Genomic DNA, 26,709 nt, shown 5'->3' on the forward strand with positions numbered 1-26,709 from the left:
TGTCAGCTGTGCGCATCCCCGAGCACTCTGTCCAGATGCGCATTGCGGAACTTGCCATCCGGGTCGACGCGCGCCGCGAGTGCTGCGAAATCAGGTAGCCGCCTGAATGCCGCTGCCTGATCGAATCCACGACTGTAGACCTTGCCCCAGTGCGCGCGCGGTGTGAACGGTGCGAGCGCTGCTTCGATGTCAGGGAGGAGCGCGGCGACCTCGGCCGGGCGCTGATGCCAGGTGAAATGGATGGCGACGCGCGGGCCACCCTCTCCTCCGCTGAGCCAGAGGTCGTCGCCAGCGAACGTGCGGAACTCGCTGACGTGCAGCAGCGGGTCGATACGGTCTCCGAGCGGGCGGATGGCACGCAGCGCGTCAACCGCCTGAGCCCGCGGCACGAAGAACTCAGACTGGATCTCGTTGCCTCCGGCGCTGGGTGCGCGGTCGAAACGGAAGTGGGCGAGCCTGCTCGACCACGCTCCACTGGTGCCGAGCGGAGTCATGTTGTCGTCAGGTGCGTCGCCATCGATGACGGCATGGACATCGGCCGTGACGCGTTCGCCCCCGAAACGGTTCGCCGCAGCATCCGCCCCATCGCTACGGTTCTTGAACCACAGTGTCGACAGGGTCGGGGCGCTCCAGCGGCCCAATCCACTGACGCTGTAGGCACCGCTCATGATCTCGTCGAATTCGTTGAGGAACGTGTCCCAGGCGACTCCGGTGTATACCTGCTGCGTGATGTTGTAGGTCGGCTCGATCGCGAGAATCATCCGGGTGATGACGCCCAGCGCGCCGAGCGCGACGATGCTGCCGTCGAAGTCAGGATCGCCTGCGCGCACCCAACTCAGTTCGCCATCGGCGCCGATGCGCTCAATGCCGCGCACGGCAGTGGAGAGCACGCCGTTGCCGTCGCCGGAGCCGTGCGTCGCCGTGGCGGTGGCGCCCGCCACCGAGATGTGTGGCAGCGAGCCGAGGTTGTGCAACGCCCAGCCGCGCTCCTGCAAGAAAGCGGCGACGCCGCCGTAAGGAGCAGAACCGGGGACAGTGACAGTGCGCGAGACCTCGTCCAGCTCGAACGGCAGGGAAATTTCGCTCAGCGATATGAGCTGCGCGGCATCCGCGATGTCGTTGAAGGAATGGCGGGTACCGAGCGCTCTGATCTTCGTTGCTGTCGCGATCAGCTGCTGGGCCTCGGGAATGTCTGCCGGACGCAGGACGTCCGCGGGGGTGAAGACGACGTTGCCTGCCCAGTTATTCAGTGCCATTCGTCCATCATGGCGTAGCGTATGTCCATGGGGATGATCTATTACGGCGGGGCCGCCGACCCGATCCACATCGAAGATCGTGCGCTCGCGCATCTCAAGGTCGTGATCGCAACGAAGCTCCGCCGGAATGAGAGCTTCACTCTCTCCTGGAAGCATCCGGAGGGCGATGCGCCCGGTCGTTCGACGATCTGGCTGCACCCCTCCATTCCGCTGCGTTTCGTGTTCGATTCGACTGAGCCTCCCGAACTCATGTCCGAGTGGATAACGGCGATGGCGAACTCAGCCAATACCAGCGGCGGAATCACGATAGTCACCGAAGATATGCTCTGCACTCCCCCGGGGAAACCGCCGCGCCGCACCTGAGTTGGCACAGGGGCGAAATGTGGTCAACCCCCTCGGCATCCGCCATCTGAGCGCGTATCGTCAACGCAACGTGAGATCACAGCGGCTCCAATGGAAGGGCAGATAATCATGACTGACCCGCAGGGATATCAACCGACGACAACGCACGCGGAATGGGGTGCTGGCGATCCGCATCTGCGCATCACGCGCAACGACGACCGCTTAGTGTTCCACCTCACGATGGACACCGTGCGCATCGGCGCTGCTGACGGCAATGAGCTTCAGTTAACGGAGACCGATCCGGTGCACGCGACGATCGTCCACGACGAGCGCGACGAATACGTTCTCACTTTGCACGGTGAAGGCGAGATGAACGCCAGCCCGCACGCCGCAGAAACCGGACCTGGCGAGCGGACAGAGATTCTTCGCACCGGAGCACATTTCACAGCCGGGCCATGGACACTCGTTTTCGGACGAGAAGAATTCGCTGACCACGGACGACCGTTCGGCGGACGAGAAGGTGGCGAGTTGGATGATCAGGCCCCGCAACCAGCACGGCCAGATTACCGTCAGGGTGAGGACGATGTTCCTGACGAAGAGTTCGAGGTGAAGGACGGTTGATCGCCGCTCATTCCGACTCCCACGCCGAAACGTTGTGCGGGGCGCCGACCGGCTTCGATTCAGCGGTGCCACGCTGTCGCAGATAGATCGCGAACGCGACCATCGGCGCTGACGACGTCAGTCGATCCACCCGATCGGCGGCTGGTCGTGCCACGCGTTCTCCTTTCGACATGGCCCCTCCGATTCTCGATACCGCCAGCCTCTGGCTCCGCGCACAAGAAAATGATGGGATCGACGTGCGCGTGTGCCGGTGTCAACCCCCTGTGAGCGTTCGAGGCGGAACCTTATCGTCGAGTCAACGACAAAATCAATAGGAGAGGAAAACCCATGACGCTCACACGCGAAATCATGACGCCTTCGCCGCGATGCATCGGTGAAAACGACTCCCTCAGCATCGCCGCAGCTCTGATGGCCGAGTTGGATATTGGCGCCCTACCCATCTGCGGCGAAGACCGAAAGCTGAAGGGGATGCTCACCGATCGCGACATCGTGGTCAAAGCGGTAGCGGAAGGCCTCGATCCGGAAACCACACCGTCGCGCGCGCTGGCTGGTGGCAAACCGGTGACCGTCGAGGCGTCTGACGATGTGACCGTCGCGCTGGCGCGGATGCAAAAGCACCAGGTGCGGCGTCTTCCGGTGATCGAGGATCACCTTCTCGTCGGAATCGTCAGCCAGGCTGATGTGGCGCGGGCGCTGGCGCCGGAAGTGACCGGGGTCACGGTTGAGAGCATCTCGCAGAGATCAAACTAGAAGAGAGAACATCGTGATACCCCAGCAACCCGGAAACGACATCGACCGTCTCAGCCAGTTGGCTCGCACGCGCGGGCTTCGCATCGCGGTGGTCGAATCGCTCACCTCTGGTGCGCTCGCTCAGGCTGTAGGCGCCGGCAAGGATGCCAGTGATTGGTTCGCCGGCGGCATCGTCGCCTACATGACCGATGTCAAGCAGCACCTACTGGGGGTCACAGCGGACGTCGATCCCTGTTCCGCGGATTGTGCGGAACAACTGGCCCGCGGCGGCCTGGATCTGTTCGCGGCCGACCTCTGCATCTCGACCACCGGCGTCGGCGGACCGGATCCAGAAGGCGGCCATGGTGCAGGAACGGTATATCTGGGCTGGGCGATGGATCACGTCAGCGGACATCTCCACCTGCAGTTGGTGGGCGATCCCACCCAAGTGCTTGCCGACGCAGTGGACGCAGCGGTCCACTTGCTTGTGGCCCGCTCCGAAGACTTCCATCGGCAGGAGCATGTCGGCGCATCCGCCGCATCTTGAACTACTTCCGCGTTGAACTATCGCCGCGTTGAACTACTGCCGCGGCAGCACCGTCAGCACGCGCTGGATGTGTTCACGGTACTCAGCCATGTACGCGCGAAGGAAGTCTTCCGTGTCAGGCTTCGTAATCGTCCCGTCGTCCAGGAAAACTTCTTTTGTGAAGTGGATGTACGCCTCGGGAGCAGTCATCTGACGGGCGTTGCAGAACGCGAGCACGGCACGCAGGCTCTGTTGCGCGACGGCCGTGCCGATGACGCCGATGGATGCTCCGATCACGGCCGCCGGCATGTGATCGAAGGAGTTCTGACCCCACGGGCGTGAGGCCCAATCGATCGCGTTCTTCAGCGCACCGGGGATCGACCGGTTGTACTCGGGTGTGACGAACAGCACCGCATCGCTGGCCGCGATCGCGTCCTTGAGCGCGCGAGCCTCGGCCGGGTAGTCCGCGTCGTGGTCGGGGCTGTACAGGGGCAAATCACCGATCGGGATCTCGGTGAACTCAAGATCATCCGGCGCCACACTGATCAGCGCCTTCGACAGCACGCGGTTGATCGAGGTGGACGACAGGCTTCCGACGAAGTACCCGACCTTGTACGACATGACTGCTCCTCACGTTGGCTGACCTGACCAGTGTGCGCCGCGGATGCTGCCAGCGATAGGCCCTCCTAGATCACACCCCACACCGGCAGCTCGACGCGCGAAGCGTGAGGTCCCGCGTGCGAGATCTCCTGATCGGCGATCCCGGCGGAGACGGCAGTGAACCCTGGTTCCGCTGATCCGGGGTTGCGGGCGTATCTCGGGTGCGCTCCTGAGCTCACCTGCACGCCGATGCGATGTCCGGCGGCGTACCTATGGAACACCGGCCACAGCGGCACCTCGACCTCGCGATAGTCGTCTGCATCAGGGGCGGGATCGGTGGCGGCGCTTCCGGCGCTGCCGATGCGCCGGATGCCGTCGCTCACCGTCAGCGCCTGCCCGTCGGGGGCGATGTCGGTGATGCGCACGAATACGTCGTATGAGGGCTGAGAGGCGCGGAAGCGGATACGTGCGACCGGCGTGCCGGCAAGCGTCACGGCCGACCCTAGTGCGTCGCCACTGAACACCACGACATCGCTCCGCTCTTCGTGCGCACGGTTGTCCTTGGGCAGCGTGTCCGGCGTGAGGCTCGGCCCGCCCACCGCGGGTGTGGGAGCATCCGGGTCGTATTGATAGCGGGTGGTACCGCCTGCCGCGGCATCCGTCGACAGCTTTCCGCCGTCGTGCAGGTGCCACGTCTGCGCGGCGGATCCGACCGGTGGCCAGTTCTGCAGATCATGCCATTCATCCGCGCCGGTGAGATAGGCGCGCACGGGAGTCGTGCGCGCCGAGCGCGCTCCCGCGAACGTATCCTTCAGGAACGCCACGGTGTCATCGTGCATCGGCGCTCCCATTCCCGCGCTGGTGTGGCCCCACGGCCCGACGGTCAACAACGGCGGATTACCGGCCTCGACGAGCTGCGCGTAATTGCGCAGCTGCCAGGGCAGGAAGATGTCGTACCAGCCGGTGACCATGAGCACCGGAGCAGTGACGTCGGCGACGGATGCCGTGTGCGACTGCTGCGTCCAGTATTCGTCAGTGAGCTTCTCGTGCCGCACCCAATCCTGATACCAGTCCACCTGTTCCCCGGTGGCGACAACATCGCCGTCCCCCAGCGGAAGGGTGGCGAACCCCTTCTCCAGCTTGCGATCGGGGAGCAACATTGCCAGCATGCCGATTCCGCCCTTACGCATGCGGCGCATCATGCGCGTCCACCCCAGCGCATTGCGCAGTGAGAATGCGTTGTTGTCCCAGGTGATGGCACCGAAGTCGGGCATCGTGACCTGGAGCACCAGCGCCTCAGGTGCGGTCTCCGGTTCGTCGCGTTGCAGTTTTCCGGCTACGGCCCACTGGGTGTACCCGAGGTAGCTCTGGCCGAATGTCGCCAGACGCCCGGTGAACCACGGCTGCTGGCGCACCCAGCGGTGAGTGGCAATCCCGTCGCGCTGTTCGTCCACCTGTGGGTGGAACTTCCCCTCGGATCCCGAGGTGCCCCGACAGCTCTGCACGAGCACCGTGCATCCCTCATAGGCCAGGCGTCGTGCGCTGCCAGCCATCAATCCGCGTCGCCCGTACGGACTGCGCATCACGATTGTGGGCATTGATGCGTCGGCGCCTTTCGGCACAATCAGATCGGCGAGCAACTCGACGCCGTCATCCATCGGGACACGAACGTCCTTGCGGATCTCGATTTCATGTGGGCCGAGAGCTATGTCTTTGACAGCTCTGGCATCCATGGCACGGGTGATCTTCTGACGCAGGGTCATTCCGCCTCCTTGCGGTCGGGTTCCTCAGCCTCAGGGTAACGGCGAAGGCCCCCGCTCCCGTGCCGTGCGTCAGAGCTCGACGGGCGGAGCAGGCTCCGACTCAGCCACCTCGGGGTGGCGTGCAAGGTTCACGATCGCGGCGATCAGTCCACCCCAGACCGTGATCATGGCGATGATCATGAAGACGATGGCTGTGGCGGTCATGCGTCCGTTCCCTTCGCGTGAGCCGTCGTCGACGGCACCCTGATCGTGTCGGTCTCCGGATCGGGGTCGTATTTTTCTACGTCGAGGAACTCGTCGTAGTCCGGGTCGTCCTTCGCGTGCGAGCGTGCGCGCCACGGCACGAGCGAAAGCAGGATGCCTCCGATGACCAGCGAGATCACCATGCCCCAGCCGAAGATCGAGAGGAACCAGATCGGGTAGCCCTCGTAGGGGTTCGAGATCTTCGCGATCAGTTCGCTGATGAACAGGTAGCCCAGCACGATCGGGCCGAGGATGCCGATCAGTAGACGCCAGATGCGTCCGACGCGGAAACTGGAGCGACGGTTCAGGTGCTCTTGCAGTGCGGGCAGTTTGTGCAACAACCACGCCACAACGATGACAGCCACGAGAGCGACCGCCATGATGCCGAAGGCGTTGACGAAGGCATCCGCCGTGTCGAGCACTGCCAGCGCGGTCGTCGTCGAGAACAGTGCCATCGATATGACCGCGAGCGGAATCGCCACGGTGAGGGTGGTGCGGATGCGTCCCCAGCCGAGCTTGTCCTGAAGGGCTGCGACGATCACTTCGAGGATGGAGATGAGCGAGGTGATGCCGGCGAAGACCAGCGCCCCGAAGAACAGCACGCCGATGATCGAACCGCCGGCGGCCTGCGAGACGATCGTCGGGAATGCGATGAACGCGAGCCCGATGCCGGAAGACGCGACTCCTGCCACATCTGTGCCCTGCGCCTGAGCCATGAATCCGAGGGCTGCGAACACCCCGATGCCGGCAAGGATCTCGAACCCAGAGTTAGCGAATGCGACGACCAGACCCGAGCCGGTGAGGTCGGTCTTGCGCTTGAGGTACGAGGAGTACGTCACCATGATGCCGAACGCGACAGACAGCGAGAAGAAGATGTGCCCGTAGGCGGAGGCCCACACGGCCGGGTTGGCCAGCGCCTCCCAGTTCGGAGTGAAGAAGGCGTTGAGGCCCTCCATGGCGCCGGGGAGGAACAGCGACTGAACGACGAGGATCGCGAACATCACGGTGAGCAGCGGCATGAGGATCATGTTCGCCCGCCCGATTCCGCGCTTGACACCGAGCGCCATGATCACGATGACGACCAGCCAGACGACGATCAGCGGGATGCCGACCTGAGGCACGAAGTCGGTAGAGACTCCGACCTCTGCGACATCTGCCATCTGCAGGAAGTCGGTGAAGAAGAAGTCGTTTTCGTTGCCAGGACCCCAGGTGAGCTGTGCCGAGAACCAGGTGTACATCGCTGCCCAGGCGATGATGACGGCGTAGTAGACCGAGATGACGACGCAGATCAGCACCTGCCACCACCCGAGCGGTTCGGCAGCACGGTGCATGCGCCGGAAGGCCAGCGGCGCCGAGCCGCGGAACCGGTGGCCGATCGCGTAGTCGAAGAACAGCAGCGGAATGCCTGCGGTCAACAGCGCGCACAGGTATGGGATCAGGAACGCCCCACCGCCGCCCTCGTACGCGACGTACGGAAAGCGCCAGATGTTTCCGAGGCCGACGGCAGAGCCGATGGCCGAGAGGATGAAGACGTTGCGCGAGCCGAAGGCCTCGCGTTTTTGGGTCTGCGTCGATGCGGTCGCCATGCTGGTGACATTACCCGAGACGGGAAGTTCTGTCAGGAACCAATTCGCCCCGATACTGGACGAATGCAGGCAGTCATGTTCGATGCGATCGGTGCGACACCACGCGTCGTCGAAGTCCCCGCTCCCGAGTGCCCGCCGAACGGCGTAGTGATCCGTGTCGGCGCGACGGGGGTGTGCCGTTCCGATTGGCACGCCTGGCGCGGGCACGACCCTGTGTCGTTGCCACATATCCCTGGCCACGAGTTCGCGGGCACCATCGCCGAAATCGGGCGCCAGGTAAAGAACTGGCACGTCGGAGACCGCGTCACTGCGCCGTTCGTCAACGGCTGCGGCGACTGCGACACGTGTCGACGCGGTGACACACACGTATGCCCGAACCAGACACAGCCTGGCTTCACACACGCGGGCTCATTCGCCGAGTACGTCGTCGTGCACGCCGCCGATCTGAACCTGGTCGCGCTGCCGGCGGCGCTCGACTTCACAACGGCGGCCGCTCTTGGGTGCCGATTTGCTACCGCGTTCCGGGCCGTGACCGTTCACGCGCAGGTCGGCCCCGGCGATGAGGTCGCCGTGTTCGGATGCGGCGGCGTCGGCCTTTCTGCGATCACAATCGCCGTCGCACTCGGTGCCCGCGTCACCGCGATCGACGTGTCGGAAGCCGCACTCGATCAGGCGCGGCGACTCGGAGCCGCAGAGGTGGTGCAGGCCACCGCAGAGCAGGCCGCCGATCCCGTCGATGCTGTCGTGCGTGCGACCGGCGGCGGCGCGCACGCGACCATCGATGCGCTGGGTTCTCCTGCGACGGCGAACGCGGCGGTTCGAAGTCTCCGGCGACGCGGACGGCATGTGCAGGTGGGGCTCATGCTCGGTGCTGCCGCGAACGCCGCGCTCCCCTGGGACCGAGTGATCGCCTGGGAGCTGTCGGTCATGGGTTCACACGGGATGCCGGCATCCGACTACCCGGCGATGATGGCAATGATCGAAGACGGTCGCCTGAACCCGGATGCGCTGATTGGCAGTCTCACTGATCTGCACGGCGCCGCAGAGGCGCTCATGGCGATGGACTCGGCTGCGTTGACGCCGGGGATCGTGGTCGCTCGTCCATAGCGACGATGACGTCGCCGGTTATCCAGACTCCTGGCTTCGCGCCACGTGCGCGTTTTGGTGCCGACGCCTTCGGGGCGTTCTTCTCTGGATCATCATCGAAATGTCCAGGCCGGGCGTCCAGATCGCCCATGGCTCAACCGTGTGGACCACGCGTAGGGTCGCATCCGCACCATCACTAAACCCCGCTTGCAAAGGAGCATTCACCATGTCGCAACGTCACCGCCGTGGCACTCGCGTATCGGCCACCGCGGCCGGCACTCTCGCGGCCGCACTCGCCCTCACCGCCTGCGGCGCTGGGGCCAGCAGCGGCACCGCTGAAGGTCCGGTCGAACTCACATTCCAGTCCTGGGTTCCGAACATCGACCGCGCCGTCGATGCGTTCAATGAAGCGCACGACGATATTCACGTCACCCTCGAGACCATCACAGCTGGCCCCGACGGCGGCTACGCGAAGATGTTCTCGGCCGTGCAGGCGGGCAATCCCGCTGATGTCGCGCAGGTTGGTTACGACGCGATCCCCGAGTTCCTTGTCAACGGTGCGGTCGAAGACATCACCGACTACGTCAGCGACTCCGCAGACCTCTTCACCGACTGGCAGTGGCAGACGGGCGTCTTCGACGACCGCGTGTACTCGATCCCCCAGGCATCAGGACCGCTCGGTCAGTTCTATCGCCAAGATATCTTCGATGAGCTCGGTCTCGAGGCTCCATCCACCTGGGATGAGTACTACGAGGCCGCGAAGGTAATCCGCGCATCTGATCCCAACCGCTACATCGCGGCGTTCGCGTTCAACCAGGCCCCGTGGTTGATCGGTCTCTCGCAGCAGGGCGGCGGCAAGTGGTTCAGCCCCGAAGGCGATGCCTGGGGTATCGCGATCGATGACGAGGCGACATTGAAAGTAGCCGACTACTGGCAGAAGCTCATCGACGAGGATCTCGTCAAGATTGAGGCCGATATGTCCAGCGAGTGGAACGCAGATATCCAGAACGGCAACGTCGTCACCTGGATCTCTGGCTCCTGGGCCGATGCGATCGTCCGCGGCACTGCGCCCGACACTGCTGGTTCTTGGGCAGTGTCCACCGTTCCGCAGTGGAACGCCGGCGAGAATGTCTCTGCAACGTGGGCCGGCGGCTCCGCGAACGTCGTATTGAAGGGCTCAAAGCACCCAGAAGCCGCTGCCGAGTTCGCGCTATGGCTGAACAGCGACCCCGAGAGCGTCAGCACCCTCACAAGCATCGGCGCCGGTTGGCCGGCAATCACCGACCTCGCCGCTGTCGACAGCTTGAAGGACGATCCTGAGGTCTTCGCCTTCTACGGTGGCCAGAATATCTGGGAGGTCTTTGCTACCTCCGATGCGTCGGTGGACTCGGATTGGGTCTGGCCGCCGCTGTCTCAGACGCTTTTCGCCAGCCTGACCGACAACGTCAAGTCCAGCGTCGAACAGGGCACTCCGCTTTCGGACGCTTTCGTACAGACGCAGAAGGACTTCGTCGCCGCAATGAAGGACAAGGGCATCTCCGTCGCCGATTGACGACATCGGGGTGGGTCGAACCTCCGACTCACCCCGATCCGAACTGCGGATCCTCCGAGGCATCCGCTCAGCAACACCGAGGAGTTAACGTGTCGGCCATAGCCGCCCCAGCCACCCAACAAACACGCCGGCGGCGTCCACCCGCAGCTCTGTGGATCCTGCTTCTGCCATTCATGATCATGTTCGTGGCGTTCTTCATCGCTCCGATCGTGTACGCGATCGTCGAGAGTCTCTTCGCCCAGAAGTCGAGCGGCCTCGGTCTGACCGTGCCAACTCGCGAATTCGTCTTCCTCGACAACTACATCAGCGCACTGTCGACCCCGTCATTCCTTGCAAGCCTCGGCCGCCTGGTTGCTTTCTCGGCGATCGAAGTCCCCCTCATGGTGGTCACAGCACTCGCGCTTGCCCTACTCCTCGGTGCAGGCGCTGCGCGCTTTCCTCGGATCTTCCGCGTCACGTACTTCATGCCGTACGGGGTTCCTGGGGTGATCGCTGCGCTCCTGTGGGGGTTCCTCTATGTGCCTGCAACCAGCCCGGTACTGCAAGTGCTGTCAAACTTCGGCATCGATGTGAACCCGCTCTCGAGCGATGCGGTGCTGTTCGCGATCGCGAACATCGCGCTCTGGGGTTTCGCGGGCTACAACATGCTCATCCTGATCGCCGCGCTCGATGCCATTCCATCCGAACTCTACGAGGCTGCCCGCCTGGACGGCGCAAGCGAATGGCACATGATCTGGCACATCAAGCTCCCCCTCATCCGGCCCTCTGTCGTGCTCATCACGCTGTTCACAATCATCGGCACGTTGCAGTTGTTCGTCGAACCACTCGTCCTGCGACCACTCACCACTGCGATCAGCTCTGACTTCACTCCGAACCTCGCCGCATACAACCAGGCCTTCTCACAGGGGAACCCCAACCTCGCCGCGGCGATGGCCGTCATCGTGGCGCTCCTCGCCTTCGCTTTCTCGGCCCTGTTCATCCGTATCGTGAACCGGAAGGGGAACCGCGCATGGTAACCACCGAATCGCACTCCCGCCGCCGATCGCTGCCTCGTCCAGGCGGCACGGCAGGCGCAATCCTCGTGAACGCCGCGCTTGTGGTCGCCGCAATCTACTTTCTGCTGCCCATCGTCTGGGTGCTGATCGCGGCGACAAAATCACCGAGCCAGCTCTACTCGACGTTTGGGCTGTGGTTCTCCGATACGCCCCAGGCCTGGCAGAACCTCGTCAACCTGTTTACGCAGGATGGCGGCGCTTTCTCCATCTGGATCCTCAACAGTGTCCTCTACTCGGGCGGCGGCGCCCTCGTCGCGACGGTCATTGCAACCGCCGCGGGGTATGCCTTTGCGAAATACGCGTTCCGGGGCAAGGAGGCGCTGTTCTGGACGATCCTCGGTGGAGTACTGGTTCCAGCGACCGTCATCGCCCTGCCGCTGTACTTCCTGTTGAACTCCGTCCAGCTCACAGGGTCATATTGGAGCGTGCTGCTTCCCAGCATGGTGAGCCCGTTCGGCGTTTATCTCGCCCGCATCCACGCGAGCGGCTCCGTCCCCGACGAGATCATCGAGGCAGCCCGCATCGACGGCGCCGGCGATCTGCGCATCTTCGGTGCCATCGCAACGCGAATGATGACTCCGGCGATCGTCACGATTTTCCTGTTCCAGTTCGTGACAATCTGGAACAACTACCTGCTTCCACTGGTAATGCTGAGTGACACGAAGCGCTTCCCCATCACGCTTGGCCTCACCCTTTGGAATTCGCAGATCCAGCGTGACCCCGCATTCACGTCCCTGGTCGTCACGGGGTCAGCTGTCTCGGTGATCCTGCTGATCGTATTGATGGTCTCGCTGCAGCGTTTCTGGAAGGCCGATCTCACGGCAGGAGCCACCAAGGGCTGAGCCGTATGCCCCGATTACACGATGAGTCCGAGCGACTAGCCCTTGCTGTGCAGGCGGTAGTCACTCGGACTCATCCCGTGCACCCGGCTGAACTGCCGCGAGAAGTAGAACGGATCTTCATAGCCGACCTGGCGCGCGATCTCAGACACATGCATTGATGTGGTGTCGAGATAGCGTCGAGCACGCCCCATCTTGAGCCCCGTGTGGTACGCAAGAACTCCCCCACCGGTGGCACCCCGAAAAAGGGCACCGAGGTGCGAGGCGGAGACGCCGATGAGGCGGGCGAGTTCAGAGACGCGAATACTGCCATCGGCGCGCTCTTCGAGGTAACGCATAGCTCGCTCGAGCGGTTCTCCCTGCTCAGGGAGCCTGCGATCCACCGCGAACTGGGTCATCAGTCGCCAAGCGATACCAGCGGTCGCGAGCAGGCGAGCAGGCGACTGATCGCGTTCAAGCGAGGAAACTATCTCATCCATCAGCGCCGTCACTCGCTCGAGCGCACGCAGAGATACCACGGGATGGCCACGATCAACTCCGATCGCTGCCCAGTGGTCCGCCACATCACTGCCGAGCAGATGGCACCACCAGATCGTCCATGGCTGGCCCTCATCTGATCCGTAGGAATGCGGAGTCCGCCGCGGGATCAGCACGCTCGTCCCCGGTCCCACCCGATGCCGCCCCTGACCGACGTCAACCCAGCCGCTACCTTCGGTGCATACGATCACGATCGCTTCTTCGGCACCTTCTTGCCTGACACGCAGATGCCCCGCCGCTCCTGGGAACCACCCAGCATCGGTCACCACGAGCCGTCGAGTCACCGGCTGCGCGAGGGCCTCCGCGATCGCGGGACGCGGCACAACGCACAACCGCTGCCGGTCGAACCCATCACGACGCTCCATGCCGTCAATTCTGGCAGAGATAGTAGAAACGTCCATGTCAATCCGATGATCTCCTATGTCTCGACGCGCAGGCCGACAGTAAATTTGACTACATGAATACCTCGCACCAGCCGATCGTGCTACCTGATGCGCCGGAAGCCGAGCGCGCCCGTCTCGAAGCGGGTGGCGTCGCCTGCTGGGAAGAGTCGATCACCATCGACACGTACGATGCGGCCGAGCCCGACCAGTACCCCGCCTTCCTCGATCGCCGGGTCTATCAGGGATCAAGCGGAAAGATCTACCCGATGCCGTTCACCGACCGAATCGAGTCGGAGCGGCGGCCACGCACATGGCGCGCGATCCACATCGAGAACCGTTGGGTACGTCTCGTGCTCCTGCCGGAGCTCGGCGGCCGGATCCACATCGGATACGACAAGACACGCGACTACGACTTCTTCTACCGCAACAACGTCATCAAGCCCGCACTCGTAGGCGTCGCCGGCCCCTGGATATCCGGTGGCGTCGAGTTCAACTGGCCTCAGCATCACCGCCCGGCGACCCACCTTCCGGTGGAGACACACATCGTTCGCCATGATGATGGCGCGGTCACCGTGTGGCACAGCGACCTCGACCAACTGCAACGCATGCGTGCCAGTCACGGGATCGGACTGCGCGGCGATTCGACAGTCATCGAACTAGAAGCCCGTCTCGTGAACCGCACCGATGTGCCTCAGACGTTCCTCTGGTGGGCGAACGTCGCCGCACGCTCGCACGATAAGTACCAGTCGTTCTTCCCCACCGATGTCGGCTATGTGGCCGACCACGCGCGTCGCGCGATCACTGCGTTTCCGGCTGCCGACCGCCCCTACTACGGCGTAGATTATCCAGCCCTGGAATCTGCTGAGACCGGCGCCGACCGCATTGATTTCTACGGCAATGTGCGTGTCCCGACTTCGTACATGATCACCGACACCGTCGACGACTTCTTCGGCGGCTACGATCATGAGGCGCAAGCCGGATTCGTGCACTGGGCCGACCGAGCGATCGCACCGGGCAAGAAAATGTGGACGTGGGGCAATGGTCCGGTTGGACATGCCTGGGACCGCCACCTCACCGATGGTGATGGCCCGTACGTCGAGCTTATGGCCGGAGTCTTCACCGACAACCAGCCCGACTTCACCTGGCTGCGCCCCGGCGAGACTCGGACCTTCAGCCAGTATTGGTATCCGATCCAGGACATCGGCCCTGCCGTGCAGGCAACGCTCGATGCAGCCGTCGGGCTCGAGGTCGATGGGTCTCTGGTACGACTCGGCATCGCCACGACCCGCGAACACAAAGAGCTGCGCATCGAGTTGCGGCGCAACGACACGACGATCACGAGCTGGTCGGCGCCGTGTGGCCCTGGCGCACCCTTCACCGCGGAGTTCGAGCTCGAAGAACCGGCCACCCGAGACGATCTGGATGTTGTCGTGTATTCCGACGCGTCCATCGCGCGCGAACTCGTTCGATGGAGTGCGCACCACTCCCCTGCCGTGGAGCCATGGGTTGCTGAGGAGCCCGCTGATCCGAACGACATCGAGTCCAACGATGAACTTGTCGTGACGGGACGCCACCTCGTGCAATATCGGCACCCGAGCCGAGCTGCCGAGCCCTATTTCCGCGAGGCGGTTCGTCGCGACCCGGGTGATGCCCGGGCCCACGAGGGGATCGCTCGGTTGGCGTTTGCTCGAGGCGATTTTCCACAGGCACTCGAACACCTCGACCTGGCGCTCGCCCGCGAAACGCGACGCAACCTTAACCCCGAACACGGTGACATCAGTTTCCTGCGCGCGCTCGTGCTTGAGCGTCTCGGCCGTTTCCACGAAGCTGCCGACGCATTCGGTAAGACCATGTGGGATGGCGGCCTCGCGCTGCCAGCGCTGCTGGGTCGTTCCCGGCTGGCGCTTCGCGCGGGTGACGCGCGCCGTGCGCTGGAGTTCGCAAATATGGCGGCGAAGCTGGATTCCTCAAGCAGCCAGGCCCTCGCGGCCCAGGTGACGGCGCTGCGGGCGCTCGATCGCGCTCCCGAAGCCGACCGACTCCTTGTGCCGGCTCGGGCTGCCGATCCGCTGGATCCGCTGCTCGCTGCACTCGATGATGCGCTGGATCCGATCGATCCCCGCACGCTGCTCACCATGGCCCATGAAATGCATCGTCTCGGCGAGCGCGAACGTGGCATCGCTCTGGCAAAACGCGCCATGCTGGCAAGACCTGGTCGCTTCGGCAACCCCGCGCCGATGGCTGCGTACGCGCTGGCGGTCTTCCTCGACCAAGCGGGCGAACACGAGCGGGCCATGGCTGCGCGTTCTGCCGCTCGAGAAGCAGATCCTCTCCTCGCCTTCCCCGCCGGATTGGATGACCTCGCGATGCTTCAACTCGCGCTCGACGCCGACCCCGGCGATCCCCGTGCGAACGGGATGCTCGGTTGCTGGCTGCTCGATGCGGGGCGTACGGCAGAAGCTCTTCGCGCCCTCGATGCCGCGATCTCGGCCGGCGCAGACGACCCGGTGGTGTGGCGAAATGCGGCAGTCGCGGTCGTCAACACCGGTGGCGACCTTGAGCTCGCCGACGAGCGATACGCGGGAGCACTGAAGCTGAGTGGCGCGTCCGACGCCCGGCTCGTGTACGAGCGTGATCAGCTGTCCGCATTGCGCGGAATCAATGCCGCGGCGCGGCTGTCAGCGATCGAGCAGGCTGGGCCTTCGGTGCTGATCCGCGATGACCTAGCCGTCGTGTATGCCGATCTCCTGGTCAGTTTGGGGCGCGCCCGCGAGGCCCTATCGCTGCTCGGCGAACGCAGCTTCCAGCCCTTTGAAGGAGGAGAGGGCAAGGTGCTTGCGGTCTTCGATCGTGCGACGACCGCAGTAGCGCGCGAAATGATCGATACCGACCCAGGCTCGGCTCGCAAGCTGCTGAAAGCGGGCATCGTTCCCCCCGAGCATCTCGGCGAGGGGCGCCACCCCGCAGACGTCGTCGCCGAACGATTCGTGCTGCTCGGCGACGCAGAAGCCGCGCTTGGTGACGATGCGGCGGCTGCCGCCGCATGGCGCCGTGCCCGCGAAATTGACGGGCCGCTCGCTGCCACCGGGCACCTGGTCACAACACGCGATGTGTGGATCGGCTGGGCGCACCTGCGCCTGGGTGAGACCGACCAAGCACGGCACGTATGGGACGTTCTCGATGCGCGAGCAGACGATCTCGAAGCGGCTGCCGACCGGATCGACTACTTCGCCACCTCGATGCCGGAGCTGCTACTCTTCTCGATCGACACCGCTGAGCGGCGAGCCGCCGAGGCGCAGGAGCTCCGAGACCTCGCGGCACAGGGTCGCCACCAGATGGAGTTCACCGCATGAGCGAACGTTACCTCGGCACCTCTGTGATGCCCGCTGCACCCGATTCCACGCTTACCGGAGCGGTTCCCGCGCACCTGCCAGAGCGCCTCGCCGTCTGTTTGTGGGACTTCTCCTGGTACACCAGGGCGGGTTCTGACGAGCCGTATGAGAACGTCGAGCAGGCGATGGCCGAAACTGCTGCGCGCGGTTACAACGCCGTGCGCATCTGCGCTGCGCCATTGCTTCTCGCCGGAGACCTCGGTCTCGACGCTCTTGCCGAAGCGCTGCCGATCGAGGGGCTGGGCGCGGCACCCGGCCACGGCTATTACGGGCAGCGGACCCGCTGGTATGACAGTCCCGGTGGGTACACGATCGATGTGCGAGCGCGTTTCTTCGCCGTGTTGGAAAGTGCCAAGAAGCACGGGATCGTTGTCATCCTCGCGAGTTGGGAGTACCAGCAGTCCACAGCATTCGCGGGTGACCCCGCCTGGTTCGAAGCAATCGACAGGGTGCCGATCGGACGTCGCTACGAGGCCCTCGCCGATGCATTCGGCCGGCTCCTCGATCAGATCCGCGCCGCGGGCCTGATCGAATCGATCGCGTTCACTGAATTGCACAACGAGGTCGACTTCTCGATCCTTCCTCCTATCGATGCGACTGATGATGGCCCAGGGATCGTGAACGGCATCGCCGCGATGGAGAGGCTCCGCTCGCGGCATGCCGATCAGCTCATCACCGTCAGCTACGGCAAGCCACCCCACCTGGCCATGCACCGTCTCACGCCGGACCTGCAGGTGGCACAGTTCCATGTCTACAGCTACGGTGTGCTTGATGCTCTGCAGCGACGCATCGATATCCGTTCCGAAGGCACCGAGGGCTTCCCGAATGCCGAGTTGCGTGCTCTGCTGCGGCCTGATGCCCCGAGCGTCGACGAGTACGGACGGCCAGCCAGCTGGAAGCTCAGGGCCACGGTCATCACCGACCAGATGATCTACGGATATGACTGGATTGACGCTGCCGCGTGGGATGCGTGGCTCGACGCGCACTATGACGCACACCACGAGGTGATGCAGCGCGAGATTGAGTCGCGCGTCATCGCCATCGCAGAATGGGCACGCTGGCGCGGCGTGCCGGCTGTGATCGGTGAGGGGTGGATCGGCTACACGCCCCGAGACGGACGTTTCGAAGAAGGGCCCGTGGGCCGGGCACTTGCCGAGCATGGGATGCGCACCGCTCGCGCGCACGGCGTCTGGGGTGTCGTCGCGTGCTCGAATGCAGCACCGCACCACCCCATGTGGGCCGATACCGAGTGGCAGCGGCGTATGAACGCGCTGTTCCTCGAGCCCTGACTCGACTGTCACGCGACGGGAGCCTTCTAAACTGAGGGAATGTTCGTCGGCCGCGCCAGTCTGGGCCCAGTCCGCATCGCGTGGGCAGATTCCGCGGGCCCGAACCTTCCCGACGTGTCGATTCTGCGCGGCCTTGGTACGGCGCAGGTGCAGCGGCACGCAGGCTTGCAAGACGTTCAGGCCGCGCGATTCCTCACCGGGCGCTGGCTGATGACGCAGCTGCTCACTGAGCTCTCGACACAGGCCGATGCTGAGATATCAACCGTGTGCGAGCGGTGCGGCGGCGATCACGGTGCGCCGAGAGTGGTGGATGCACCTGTCTCATTGAGCGTCAGCTACGCGGGCAGCATGGTGGCTATCGCCGCGGTGCATGACGCTGATGCGAGTGCCGTCGGCATCGACATCGAAGCTGAGTCCAGGGTCGGGCCGCTCGACGAGCTCGCACGGCTTTTCGCGCCGGCACCGCCGCCCGATCTGCGGGGATGGACGCTGATCGAGGCCGCCCTGAAAGCCGACGGCCGCGGACTCCGTGTGCCGCCGGCGACTGTGTCGTTCCACGATCGAGAAGGCCGCATCATCCGCGGTGCACATCGGATGTCGATACCAGGCCGCGCCGAGACGATCGAAGCATCCGCCGCGCCTGGCCCGAACGGTTTCGTTCTCAGCGTGGCGGTCGCGCCAGCTGCGTAAGCGAAGCGGTTAGCGGCAGCGGTGGCAGCGCCGGAACGGCGAGCCACGTGCGAAAGACCGCCGCGAGCGGGATACCGCTCATCTCCTCTGCGAGCACGATGAAATCCTCCGTCGTTGCGGTGGCGGCACCGTAACTGCGGGTCCAGCTGCGAAGCACCTCGAAGAACGTCTCGTCGCCGATCGCGAGGCGAAGGGCGTGCAGGGTGAGTGCGCCTCGCTCATAGACGCGGTCATCGAACATGAGGTCGGGTCCAGGGTCGCCGAGGACGAGGTCTTGCGGAAGCGCGCGCAGACGCGCGTGGTGTGCGAGCGCCTTCTCATTTGCGCTGGGACCACCCGAACGTTCCGACCAGATCCACTCCGCGTAGCAGGCGAATCCCTCGTTCAACCAGATGTCGGACCACTGCGACAGCCCGACGCTGTTGCCGAACCACTGGTGCGCGAGCTCGTGCGCGATGAGTCGTTCCAAGCCGCCGACGCCGTCGATGTGGTTCGCACCGAAAATCCCCACGCCCTGCGCCTCGAGCGGGATTTCGAGGTTGTCCGGTGTAACGACCACCGTGTATTCCGCGAACGGGTAAGGACCGAAGGCATCCTCGAAGACCGTCATCATTCGCGGCAGATCCGCGAAATCCGCGTGCACACGCGCGGCTAGCTCCCGCGGATAGTGCAGCTCGCCGGCGGCCGAGCCCAGCGCGAGGGACTCCGTGGTGTACCTGCCCAGCTGGACCGTGGCCAGATACGTCGCCATCGGTACATCGTGCGCGAAGGTCCAGGTCGTCTTGCCACCACGAGTCGAACGACCGGTGCGCCGACCCGCAACCACCGTGTACGCCTGGTCGGTGGTGAACTCGATCCCGTAGGTGGCCTTGTCTGACGGCAGATCGTTACAGGGGAACCACGTGGGCGCTCCGGTGGGCTGTGACGCGACGATGACTCCGTCTTCCAGCTCTTCCCACCCGATCTGCCCCCATCGGGAGCGGCGCGGTCGCGGGGCCCCAGCGTAGGTGATCGTAACGGTGAATTCTTCGCCATTCTCGAGCGGGTGCCCTAGCGTGATCCAGAGTTTGCGGTCAGTCTGGCGGAACCCCGCATTCTTGTCTCCGGCGACGCGCACGCGGGTGGCGCGCACGCCGACCAGGTCGAGTGCGATCGATTTGGCCGACTCCAGCACATGCCCCCGGAGAACCGCAGTCCCGCTGAGCCGGTTGGTCGGAACCTTGTACTCGAGGCTCAGCTCGTAGTGGTCGATGCTGAGGTTCGGGTCGCCGCTCTGCGGCGCGTAGCGATCGCCCGTCATCTGTCGGCCTGCTGATACGCGCGCACCTTCACCGCGCGCCATGGGCCGATCGGATTGCCGCTCCAGCGGCTGCCAACGGGCACGACCTCGCCTCGCATGACCAGCGATGCGGGCCCGACGGTGGCATCCGCGCCGATCGTCGCTGCAGGAAGGATCACGCTGTGTGGGCCCAGAGTCGCACCCGCTTCGAGTGTGACGGTATCAATGCTCATCACTCGATCATGGAACAGATGCGTCTGAACCACACATCCGCGGTTGACGGTGGCACCGTCGCCGAGGGTCACGAGGTCGGGTTCTGGAAGCCAATAGCTGTCGGTCCACACACCGCGACCGATCTTCGCACCCAGCGATCGCAGCCACATCGCGAGCGCCGGGGTTCCCGCAGCGGCGTTCGCGAACCAGGGCGCCGCGAGCATTTCTGTGAAGGTGTCCGAGACCTCGGTGCGCCACACGAAACTCGACCAGAGCGGGTGTTCGCCCGGGCGTATCGGGCCGACGATCGTCCACTTCGCCACGGTTGTGATGCCGGCGGCGAGGATGCTCGCAATCATCAGGACAACGCCCGACAGGACGATCGTGAGGGCGAGCCCCCACACGTCGATCATCACCGAAAGAGTGAAGAGCACACCGAGCCCGAGACCGCATGTCACGAAGACCGGGATCACGCGGCTCAACTCCCACAGGGCACGCGCGACGCGCAACGACCGGCGAGGCTTGTACGTGCGTTCAAGATCGGAATCGTTCACGACCCGCCGCAGACGCATCGCCGGAGAACCGAGCCACGACGACCCTGGCTTCGACTTCTCGGGCGCAACCGAGAGCACCGCGACCAGTCCGTCTCGCGGAACCCGGTGCCCTGGACCCGCCATCCCTGAGTTACCGAGGAACGCGCGCTTGCCGATGCGTGCCTCGGCCAGGCGCATCCATCCACCCTTCAACTCGTAGGTGGCGACCATCGTGTCGTCGGCGAGGAAGGCGCCGTCGTCGATCGTTGAGAGGGAGGGCAGCAGCAGGACAGTGGATGCCTCCACATCGCGACCGACCCGCGCGCCGAGCATCCGCAGCCAGATGGGAGTGAAGAGGCTCGAGTAGATGGGGAACAGGATCGTGCGCGCCGAGTCGAGGAGACGCTCGATGGTCCAGGCCTGCCAGGCAATCCGACTTCGCACCGGATGCACGCCCTCGGCCAGCCCGATTGAGAGCAGTCGCACGAGCACCAGAACCGCTCCCGCGAATACCAGGCCGGAAACGAGGGTGGCCGGAATGAGCCAGGCAAGCGCGGGAAGGATCGCGGCGCCGATCGAGGACGATCCAGCGATCGCCTGCGCGATCACCGCACCGCCCAACGCGAACGAGATGAACGGCAGCAAGCCGAGCAACGCCGACGAGGCTCCGTACGCCCACAGCCAGCGCTTCGGCGCAGGGGGTCGCTCAGAGGCAAGGGGCGTCGAGGTTCCGCCGACTCGAGCCGCGGGCGATCCTGCCCAGCGCTGCCCGGCGCGCACGCGCCCGAAGACAGCAGAACCGGGAGCGATCTCGGCATTACGACCGATCTTCGTACCGGGGGCGAGCGTGCTGCGTGCGCCGATCGAGGCGCCGGCCCCGATGCGGATTCCGCCGATGCGCACGGTATCGCCGTCGATCCAGTAGCCGGTCAGATCGACTTCTGGTTCGATCGAGGCCCCCTCGGCGACGTTCAGCATGCCCGTCACTGGCGGGAGGGTATGCAGATCGACGTTCGGGCCGATCTTGGCACCGAGCGCGCGGGCGTAGTAACTCACCCAGGGTGCACCGGCGAGACCGACCGGGTCGATCTGCTGTGCGATCTGCTCGGTGAGCCAGAGTCGAAGGTGCACTCCCCCGCCGCGCGGGTAGTCACCGGGCGTGAGCCCGAGCAGGAGCACTCTGCTGAACCCGGCGGACAGCGCCATCTTGCCGAACGGCGTGGCGAATAAGAAGAGACCTGCAAGGACCACCCACCCCGGGGCATCCGGCAGGAAGTCGAAGCCGGGGAACAGTCGCAGAATCCAACTCGTCGCCAGCAGCCACATCGTCCACCGCACCCCGGTGAGGATGAACAGCGGTGCGCCGGCGATGCTCTGCACCCACTGCATCACCCGCGGCGTTGGCCGCGGGGTGCTGAAGGTGAGCGGCGTCTCGTCATCGGATGCTTCCGCTTCCACAGCCTCCGCCATCTGGCGCAGACGAGGCAGATCATAGACATCCGCCATCGTGAACTCCGGCGCACGAGTGCGGATGCGTGAGACGACCTGGGCCGCTGCAAGCGACCCACCACCGAGTTGAAAGAAGTTCGCATTCTCATCAGCAGGACGGATGCCGAGCACAGCCAGCCACTGCTCTGCCAGCCACGCCGCCGTTCCCGTCAGCGGGGAGTCAGAGGCGTCCGTGTCGGTGAGCGGCCACGGGAGTGCGGCCTTGTCGACCTTGCCCGAGGTTCGAACGGGCAGGTCATCCACAACGGCGAGAAGCGGGATGAGCGGTGCTGGGAGCATTTCGGCAAGCTGCGCTCGAGCAGTCTGCCGATCAAAACCCTCTGTCGCGACCACGTATCCGACCAGAAGCGCCACTCCGGCCTCCGAGTGCTGCACGACGACAGCGGCCGCCGAGACGGCACTGAGCGACTGAAGCGCCGTTTCGACCTCGCCGAGTTCGATGCGTCGGCCGCCGACCTTCACCTGATCATCGGCGCGCCCCTGGAAGAGGAGTCCGGCACGGTCTGCACGCACCAGGTCGCCGGACCGGTAGGCGCGGTCCCAGCCGAGGGTCGGCATCGGGGCGTACTTCTCCGCATCCTTCGCTGGGTCGAGGTATCGCGCAAGCCCGACGCCACCAATGATGAGTTCGCCGACTTCGCCGTCAGGAATCGGAAGGCCTTCGCCGTCGACCACTGCCAGTGCCCAGCCGTCGAGCGGGAGGCCGATACGCACCGGTCCCTCGCCGTCCATGATCGCTGCGCACGCCACAACGGTGGCCTCAGTGGGACCGTAGGTGTTCCACACCTCGCGGCCCTCACCCACCAGTCGCGCGACGAGCTCGGGCGGACAAGCCTCGCCGCCGAAGATGAGGAGCCGCACGTTCTCGATCGCGTCTTGCGGCCAGAGCGCCGCCAGCGTCGGGACGGTAGACACCACGGTGATCCCGTGGCCGACCAGCCACGGACCCAGGTCTTCTCCTGAGCGCACCAGGGCACGCGGGGCCGGCACCAGGCATGCGCCGTGGCGCCAGGCAAGCCACATCTCTTCGCAGGAGGCGTCGAATGCGACCGAGAGCCCGGCGAGTACTCGGTCGCCAGGACCGAGCGGGGCGCCCTGCAGGAAAAGCCGCGCTTCGGCATCCACGAACGCTGCCGCCGAGCGATGAGAAACAGCGACGCCCTTCGGCACGCCGGTCGATCCAGACGTGAAGATGATCCACGCGTCGTCCTCGAGACCCGGTGGCGGAAACTCGTCGGATGCGTCATCCGCTCGCTCGCTGGACCACGACTGGTAGCCATCGCTCGTGATGACCCCGCTGACGACTGCCTCGCCGAATACGAGGTCGGCGCGTTCCTGCGGATCGTCGGCGTCGACGGGCACGTAGGCTGCCCCTGCCGCCATGATTCCCAAGATCGACAGATAGAGCTCACGACCTCCCGAGGGCATCCGCACGCCGACCCGATCGCCGCGGCGCACGCCCTGCGCGTGCAGTCGCTCGGCCATAAGCGAGACCTGCGCGAGCAGCTCCGCGTAGCTCAGTGCGCCCGAAGCATCTTCAAGAGCGGATGCCTCGGGGTATTGCGCTGCGGACGCCCGAAGGATGTCGATCAGCGTTCGCGGCGCCGGGGCATCGCCGCGGCGATCGAGATACTCCTGCACGCGGATCAGGAAGAGAGCAACGCGACGAGTTGAGCTTTCGAGAACCGTGAGAACCCGGTACGCCCCTCAGATCGAGCCCGATCGCGCAGCTGCAGCACGGTGAGTGCGGTCAGTCCGGTGGAGGTGGCGGGCTTCTTAGCAACGGGGGCCTTAGCAGCAGCGGGCGCCTTCTTAGCAACGGGCGCCGTCTTAGCGACCGGCGCCTTCGTAGCAGCGGGCGCCGTCTTGGCCGTGGGCGCCTTCTTGGCGGGCTGCGACTCCTTTGCCACGGCCGCCTTCTTCACAACAGTCGCCGCCGCGGTGGCACGCTTCTTCTCGATCTTGTCGGTGGCTTTCTCGAGGCGTTCCACCGCCGTTATGGCCTTCTTCTCGACCTTGCGCGGGCTGCGCGCGATCTTCTTCTTCGATACCTTCGCCGCATCCTTCGCTTCGTCCGCGAGGGTGCGAAGCTTCTTCGCATCCTTCTTGGGCAAGGTCTTGCTGAGCTGTTTGGCGTCCTTCGCTGCGGATCCCGCTGCGGTGATCGCTGTGTTCGCGGACTTCGCCGCTTTCGTGGTCTTCGCCATGGTTCAACCTTTTCGCTTCCGGAGAATACCGTGCCGAGATCAGACACGCGGTGAGGGCGCTAACAATACAGCGTGAACGTGAACGAAGCGGAAACATGCGTCAGGCGCTGGGGATGCGGGCAGACTGTGAGTGTGACTTCTGCGCAGACCATCCGAGACCTCATCGTGCGTCAGGTGGACGCTTCCGGTTTCGGAGCCCACGGCGTGCACGTGCGCACCGGCGACGACGTTGCGGAGCACCGCTGGACGCCCGACATCCGCGAAGACATCCACTCGGCAGCGAAGGGCATCTGCGTGCTCGCGGCTGGCATCGCTGCAGACGAGAACCTGATCTCCCTGGATGCGCCGGTATCGACCTATCTGCCGGAGGTCGCGCTCGGTGACGGTGTCGCGGACGTCACCCTCCGCCATCTCTTGAGCATGTCGAGCGGAGTAGACCTGCCGTGGTCGGAGACGATGATGACGGACTGGCCGGATCTCGCCCACGAGTTCCTCGCGAGGCCAGCTCGCGGACGCGTGTTCCAGTACTCCAACGCGAGCACGTATACGGCGATGTTCTTGCTCGCCACCAGGGTCGGCGATGTACTCGAGTACCTCATCCCACGCCTGTTCGCTCCCCTCGGCATTGATGACCTCGAATGGGCTCGCTGCCCTAACGGACGGATCGTCGCCGGCGAGGGCCTCGCGCTGCGCACCGAGGAACTGGCGCGAATCGGACGCCTCGTTCGGGATCGCGGCGTCTGGGAGGGACAACGCCTGGTAGCCGCCGAGTGGATAGACGCGATGCACTCGGACTGGGTGGTCGCAGGCGTGAATCCAGGCTACGACCGCTATGCGCTCAGCGGATGGGGCGGCCCCGGGCCGGCGTGGAGGCTGCATGGGGCGTACGGCCAACTGCTCATCTTCGTCGGCGATGCCGTCGTGACGATCACTGCCGACGATCACTTCGGCGCGGATGCGATGGCTGCGTTCGTAGCCTCGGAGCTTGTGGCGCAGTGAGCGGTCTCCCCGGAGCCGTATTCTGCATCGAATCGGGACTACGCCGACTGCGCCTTGTGGCCCCCCAGTACTTTGCCGAGTAGTTCGACGAGGCGTTCACGCTCGGCGACGTCGAGCCCCTGTAGGAGATCCGCTTGGACCTCATCCGCATAGGCTTGCAACTCATCGAGATGACGCAGGCCTGCCTCGGTGAGGCTCACGATGTTGCGTCGTCGATCATGTGAATCGGGTTCGCGTTCAATATGGGCAGCCGCCTGAAGGCGGGTCACGATCCCGTTCACGTCATTGCGGTCGAGGCCGAGCCGGCGGCCGAGCTCTGCCTGGCTGAGGGAGCCGTATTCGTCGAGGGCGGCGAGAACGGCAAAATCGGCGCGCGCGCCGAGCGGGAGGCGCTGTGCTGTGAATCGTGCGCCGAGCGTCGATACTCGCGCGGACTGCCACGAGACCAGGCGTCGCAAGCGGGCCGGGGGTCGCGTTGTGTCGTCATTCTCTGGCATCCCTCAACTTTACTCGCAGACTGTTGGTCATCCCAACATCATGGTATACATTGGGAACCCCAACGTTGGACTCACCAACGTTATGCGATCAAAGAGAGAACCATGACTGACAACACTGTCGCTTCCGACCTGAGCCATGACGTGTTCGTGTCCGAGACGCTCGAGCTTGCCCTGACCGACCTGCTCCCGAACGGAGGCGCTCGGACCTGGGCACCTCTCGCGACCACACTGATCTACGGCAGCCACGATGCCGTTCTCGTCGATCCGCCGCTGACGAGCACGCAGGCGGCAGCCGTCGGTGATTGGGTCAAGGCCAGCGCCAGACATCTGACCCACATCTTCATCACCCATGCTCACGGTGACCGCTGGTTTGCGGCCGGCGTGCTCGCCGAACGCTTCCCGGACGCGATCGTGGTCGCGGCCCCCAGCACGATCGAGCAGATGGCCGCCAATGCGGGGATGCGTGAGAGTTTCTGGGACCGCATCCTCCCCGGGCAGATCCCCACAACGCCCGTGACCGTCACGCCCGTGACGGACGGGTTCATCCCGCTCGAGGGGCACAAGCTGCACGTGATCGAGGTGGGCCACTCTGATACCGATGGCACAACAGTGCTGCACGTGCCGAGCCTCAGTCTCGCGGTCACCGGCGACGTCGTCTACAACGGCGTGCATCTATACCTCGTCGAGTCCAAGAACGGTGGTCGCGATGCTTGGCGCCGTGCTCTCGATACCGTGGCGGCGCTCCGCCCACGCCTGGTCTCGACCGGTCACGTGCGCGCGCACCTCGACCGTGATGCCGCACGTGCCATCAACGAGACGCGCCGCTATCTCGACGACGTGGACGAGCTTCTCGACACGCACGCGACACCGGTCGAGTTCTTCAACAGCATGACCGATCGATACCCCGAGCACGCCAACCAGAGCTCGCTCTGGGGCAGCGCTCTCGCGCTCTACGCAGAAAGAAAACGCCCCTGAGATGCGGA

The 26,709-nt window shown here is 64.6% G+C and carries 24 protein-coding genes; 13 read left to right on the top strand and 11 right to left on the bottom strand.

The window, feature by feature from the left end:
• Window positions 1–2: 2 nt before the first annotated feature.
• The gene (locus AC1C2Q_RS05935) at window positions 3–1,256 is read right to left on the bottom strand and encodes an FAD-binding protein (RefSeq protein WP_495449359.1); all 1,254 of its coding nucleotides are present in this window, start codon (window positions 1,254–1,256) and stop codon (window positions 3–5) included.
• 27 nt (window positions 1,257–1,283) lie between these two features.
• Between AC1C2Q_RS05935 and AC1C2Q_RS05940 the strand changes: the two genes are divergently transcribed.
• Window positions 1,284–1,619, top strand: a complete 336-nt coding sequence (locus AC1C2Q_RS05940; protein WP_495449360.1) for a DUF7882 family protein — start codon at window positions 1,284–1,286, stop codon at window positions 1,617–1,619.
• 108 nt (window positions 1,620–1,727) lie between these two features.
• Window positions 1,728–2,219, top strand: a complete 492-nt coding sequence (locus AC1C2Q_RS05945; RefSeq protein ID WP_495449361.1) for a hypothetical protein — start codon at window positions 1,728–1,730, stop codon at window positions 2,217–2,219.
• Between the two features lie 7 nt (window positions 2,220–2,226).
• On the opposite strand, the gene AC1C2Q_RS05950 is transcribed toward AC1C2Q_RS05945, so the two are convergent.
• On the bottom strand, window positions 2,227–2,373 hold the full coding sequence (locus AC1C2Q_RS05950; RefSeq protein ID WP_495449362.1) for a DUF6766 family protein: 147 nt from the start codon (window positions 2,371–2,373) through the stop codon (window positions 2,227–2,229).
• Between the two features lie 173 nt (window positions 2,374–2,546).
• On the opposite strand from AC1C2Q_RS05950, the gene AC1C2Q_RS05955 reads away from it, so the two are divergent.
• Both AC1C2Q_RS05955 and AC1C2Q_RS05960 read left to right on the top strand, forming a co-directional pair.
• Window positions 2,547–2,969, top strand: coding sequence for a CBS domain-containing protein (locus AC1C2Q_RS05955; protein ID WP_495430159.1), 423 nt, complete (start codon window positions 2,547–2,549; stop codon window positions 2,967–2,969).
• 13 nt (window positions 2,970–2,982) lie between these two features.
• Window positions 2,983–3,495 carry a CinA family protein gene (locus AC1C2Q_RS05960; protein WP_495449363.1) on the top strand — a complete coding sequence of 171 codons (513 nt, stop codon included), beginning with the start codon at window positions 2,983–2,985 and terminating at the stop codon, window positions 3,493–3,495.
• 33 nt (window positions 3,496–3,528) lie between these two features.
• Here AC1C2Q_RS05960 and AC1C2Q_RS05965 read toward each other — a convergent pair whose 3' ends face one another.
• The 4 genes from AC1C2Q_RS05965 to AC1C2Q_RS05980 all read right to left on the bottom strand — a co-directional run bounded on the left by AC1C2Q_RS05965 (window position 3,529) and on the right by AC1C2Q_RS05980 (window position 7,666).
• Window positions 3,529–4,095 carry an NADPH-dependent FMN reductase gene (locus tag AC1C2Q_RS05965; protein WP_495449364.1) on the bottom strand — a complete coding sequence of 189 codons (567 nt, stop codon included), beginning with the start codon at window positions 4,093–4,095 and terminating at the stop codon, window positions 3,529–3,531.
• A gap of 65 nt (window positions 4,096–4,160) precedes the next feature.
• Window positions 4,161–5,837 (bottom strand): CocE/NonD family hydrolase, encoded by a 1,677-nt coding sequence (locus tag AC1C2Q_RS05970; protein ID WP_495449365.1) that lies wholly within the window; start codon window positions 5,835–5,837, stop codon window positions 4,161–4,163.
• 69 nt (window positions 5,838–5,906) lie between these two features.
• A complete protein-coding gene (locus AC1C2Q_RS05975) occupies window positions 5,907–6,041 on the bottom strand; it encodes a methionine/alanine import family NSS transporter small subunit (protein ID WP_495430163.1) in 135 nt (44 codons plus the stop codon).
• A complete protein-coding gene (locus AC1C2Q_RS05980) occupies window positions 6,038–7,666 on the bottom strand; it encodes a sodium-dependent transporter (RefSeq protein WP_495449366.1) in 1,629 nt (542 codons plus the stop codon). Before AC1C2Q_RS05980 ends, AC1C2Q_RS05975 begins: the two co-directional genes overlap by 4 nt.
• Window positions 7,667–7,729: 63 nt before the next feature.
• On the opposite strand from AC1C2Q_RS05980, the gene AC1C2Q_RS05985 reads away from it, so the two are divergent.
• The 4 genes from AC1C2Q_RS05985 (at window position 7,730) to AC1C2Q_RS06000 (ending at window position 12,201) form a co-directional block, all read left to right on the top strand.
• Window positions 7,730–8,773: a zinc-dependent alcohol dehydrogenase family protein gene (locus AC1C2Q_RS05985; protein ID WP_495449367.1), complete on the top strand. Its 1,044-nt coding sequence runs from the start codon at window positions 7,730–7,732 to the stop codon at window positions 8,771–8,773.
• A gap of 205 nt (window positions 8,774–8,978) precedes the next feature.
• Window positions 8,979–10,304: an ABC transporter substrate-binding protein gene (locus tag AC1C2Q_RS05990; protein ID WP_495430166.1), complete on the top strand. Its 1,326-nt coding sequence runs from the start codon at window positions 8,979–8,981 to the stop codon at window positions 10,302–10,304.
• Between the two features lie 89 nt (window positions 10,305–10,393).
• Window positions 10,394–11,320: a carbohydrate ABC transporter permease gene (locus tag AC1C2Q_RS05995; RefSeq protein WP_495449368.1), complete on the top strand. Its 927-nt coding sequence runs from the start codon at window positions 10,394–10,396 to the stop codon at window positions 11,318–11,320.
• Window positions 11,314–12,201: a carbohydrate ABC transporter permease gene (locus tag AC1C2Q_RS06000; protein WP_495430168.1), complete on the top strand. Its 888-nt coding sequence runs from the start codon at window positions 11,314–11,316 to the stop codon at window positions 12,199–12,201. The genes AC1C2Q_RS05995 and AC1C2Q_RS06000 overlap by 7 nt, the downstream gene beginning before the upstream one ends.
• A gap of 35 nt (window positions 12,202–12,236) precedes the next feature.
• Here AC1C2Q_RS06000 and AC1C2Q_RS06005 read toward each other — a convergent pair whose 3' ends face one another.
• Complete coding sequence (locus AC1C2Q_RS06005) at window positions 12,237–13,100, bottom strand: helix-turn-helix domain-containing protein (RefSeq protein ID WP_495449369.1); 864 nt, start codon at window positions 13,098–13,100, stop codon at window positions 12,237–12,239.
• Window positions 13,101–13,192: 92 nt separating this feature from the next.
• Between AC1C2Q_RS06005 and AC1C2Q_RS06010 the strand changes: the two genes are divergently transcribed.
• The 3 genes from AC1C2Q_RS06010 to AC1C2Q_RS06020 are packed head-to-tail and all read left to right on the top strand — an operon-like array spanning window position 13,193 to window position 18,489.
• A complete protein-coding gene (locus tag AC1C2Q_RS06010; protein WP_495449370.1) occupies window positions 13,193–16,471 on the top strand; it encodes a DUF5107 domain-containing protein in 3,279 nt (1,092 codons plus the stop codon).
• Window positions 16,468–17,799 (top strand): cellulase-like family protein, encoded by a 1,332-nt coding sequence (locus AC1C2Q_RS06015; RefSeq protein ID WP_495449371.1) that lies wholly within the window; start codon window positions 16,468–16,470, stop codon window positions 17,797–17,799. The genes AC1C2Q_RS06010 and AC1C2Q_RS06015 overlap by 4 nt, the downstream gene beginning before the upstream one ends.
• A 39-nt stretch (window positions 17,800–17,838) precedes the next feature.
• A complete protein-coding gene (locus AC1C2Q_RS06020; RefSeq protein ID WP_495449372.1) occupies window positions 17,839–18,489 on the top strand; it encodes a 4'-phosphopantetheinyl transferase family protein in 651 nt (216 codons plus the stop codon).
• On the opposite strand, the gene AC1C2Q_RS06025 is transcribed toward AC1C2Q_RS06020, so the two are convergent.
• Genes AC1C2Q_RS06025 through AC1C2Q_RS06035 form a run of 3 tightly spaced genes read right to left on the bottom strand, consistent with a single transcriptional unit; the run spans window position 18,461 to window position 24,230 of the window.
• Window positions 18,461–19,789: a M1 family metallopeptidase gene (locus tag AC1C2Q_RS06025; RefSeq protein WP_495449374.1), complete on the bottom strand. Its 1,329-nt coding sequence runs from the start codon at window positions 19,787–19,789 to the stop codon at window positions 18,461–18,463. The genes AC1C2Q_RS06020 and AC1C2Q_RS06025 overlap by 29 nt on opposite strands.
• Window positions 19,786–23,664: a Pls/PosA family non-ribosomal peptide synthetase gene (locus tag AC1C2Q_RS06030; protein WP_495449375.1), complete on the bottom strand. Its 3,879-nt coding sequence runs from the start codon at window positions 23,662–23,664 to the stop codon at window positions 19,786–19,788. Before AC1C2Q_RS06030 ends, AC1C2Q_RS06025 begins: the two co-directional genes overlap by 4 nt.
• Before the next feature lie 5 nt (window positions 23,665–23,669).
• The gene (locus AC1C2Q_RS06035) at window positions 23,670–24,230 is read right to left on the bottom strand and encodes a hypothetical protein (RefSeq protein ID WP_495449376.1); all 561 of its coding nucleotides are present in this window, start codon (window positions 24,228–24,230) and stop codon (window positions 23,670–23,672) included.
• A gap of 132 nt (window positions 24,231–24,362) precedes the next feature.
• Between AC1C2Q_RS06035 and AC1C2Q_RS06040 the strand changes: the two genes are divergently transcribed.
• The gene (locus AC1C2Q_RS06040; protein WP_495449377.1) at window positions 24,363–25,229 is read left to right on the top strand and encodes a serine hydrolase domain-containing protein; all 867 of its coding nucleotides are present in this window, start codon (window positions 24,363–24,365) and stop codon (window positions 25,227–25,229) included.
• A gap of 38 nt (window positions 25,230–25,267) precedes the next feature.
• Here the strand turns inward: AC1C2Q_RS06040 and AC1C2Q_RS06045 are convergent, their stop codons facing one another.
• A complete protein-coding gene (locus tag AC1C2Q_RS06045) occupies window positions 25,268–25,726 on the bottom strand; it encodes a MarR family winged helix-turn-helix transcriptional regulator (protein WP_495449378.1) in 459 nt (152 codons plus the stop codon).
• 102 nt (window positions 25,727–25,828) lie between these two features.
• On the opposite strand from AC1C2Q_RS06045, the gene AC1C2Q_RS06050 reads away from it, so the two are divergent.
• On the top strand, window positions 25,829–26,701 hold the full coding sequence (locus tag AC1C2Q_RS06050) for an MBL fold metallo-hydrolase (RefSeq protein ID WP_495449379.1): 873 nt from the start codon (window positions 25,829–25,831) through the stop codon (window positions 26,699–26,701).
• Window positions 26,702–26,709 lie beyond the last annotated feature (8 nt).

The sequence above is a fragment of the Microbacterium sp. Y356 genome, from assembly GCF_059445355.1.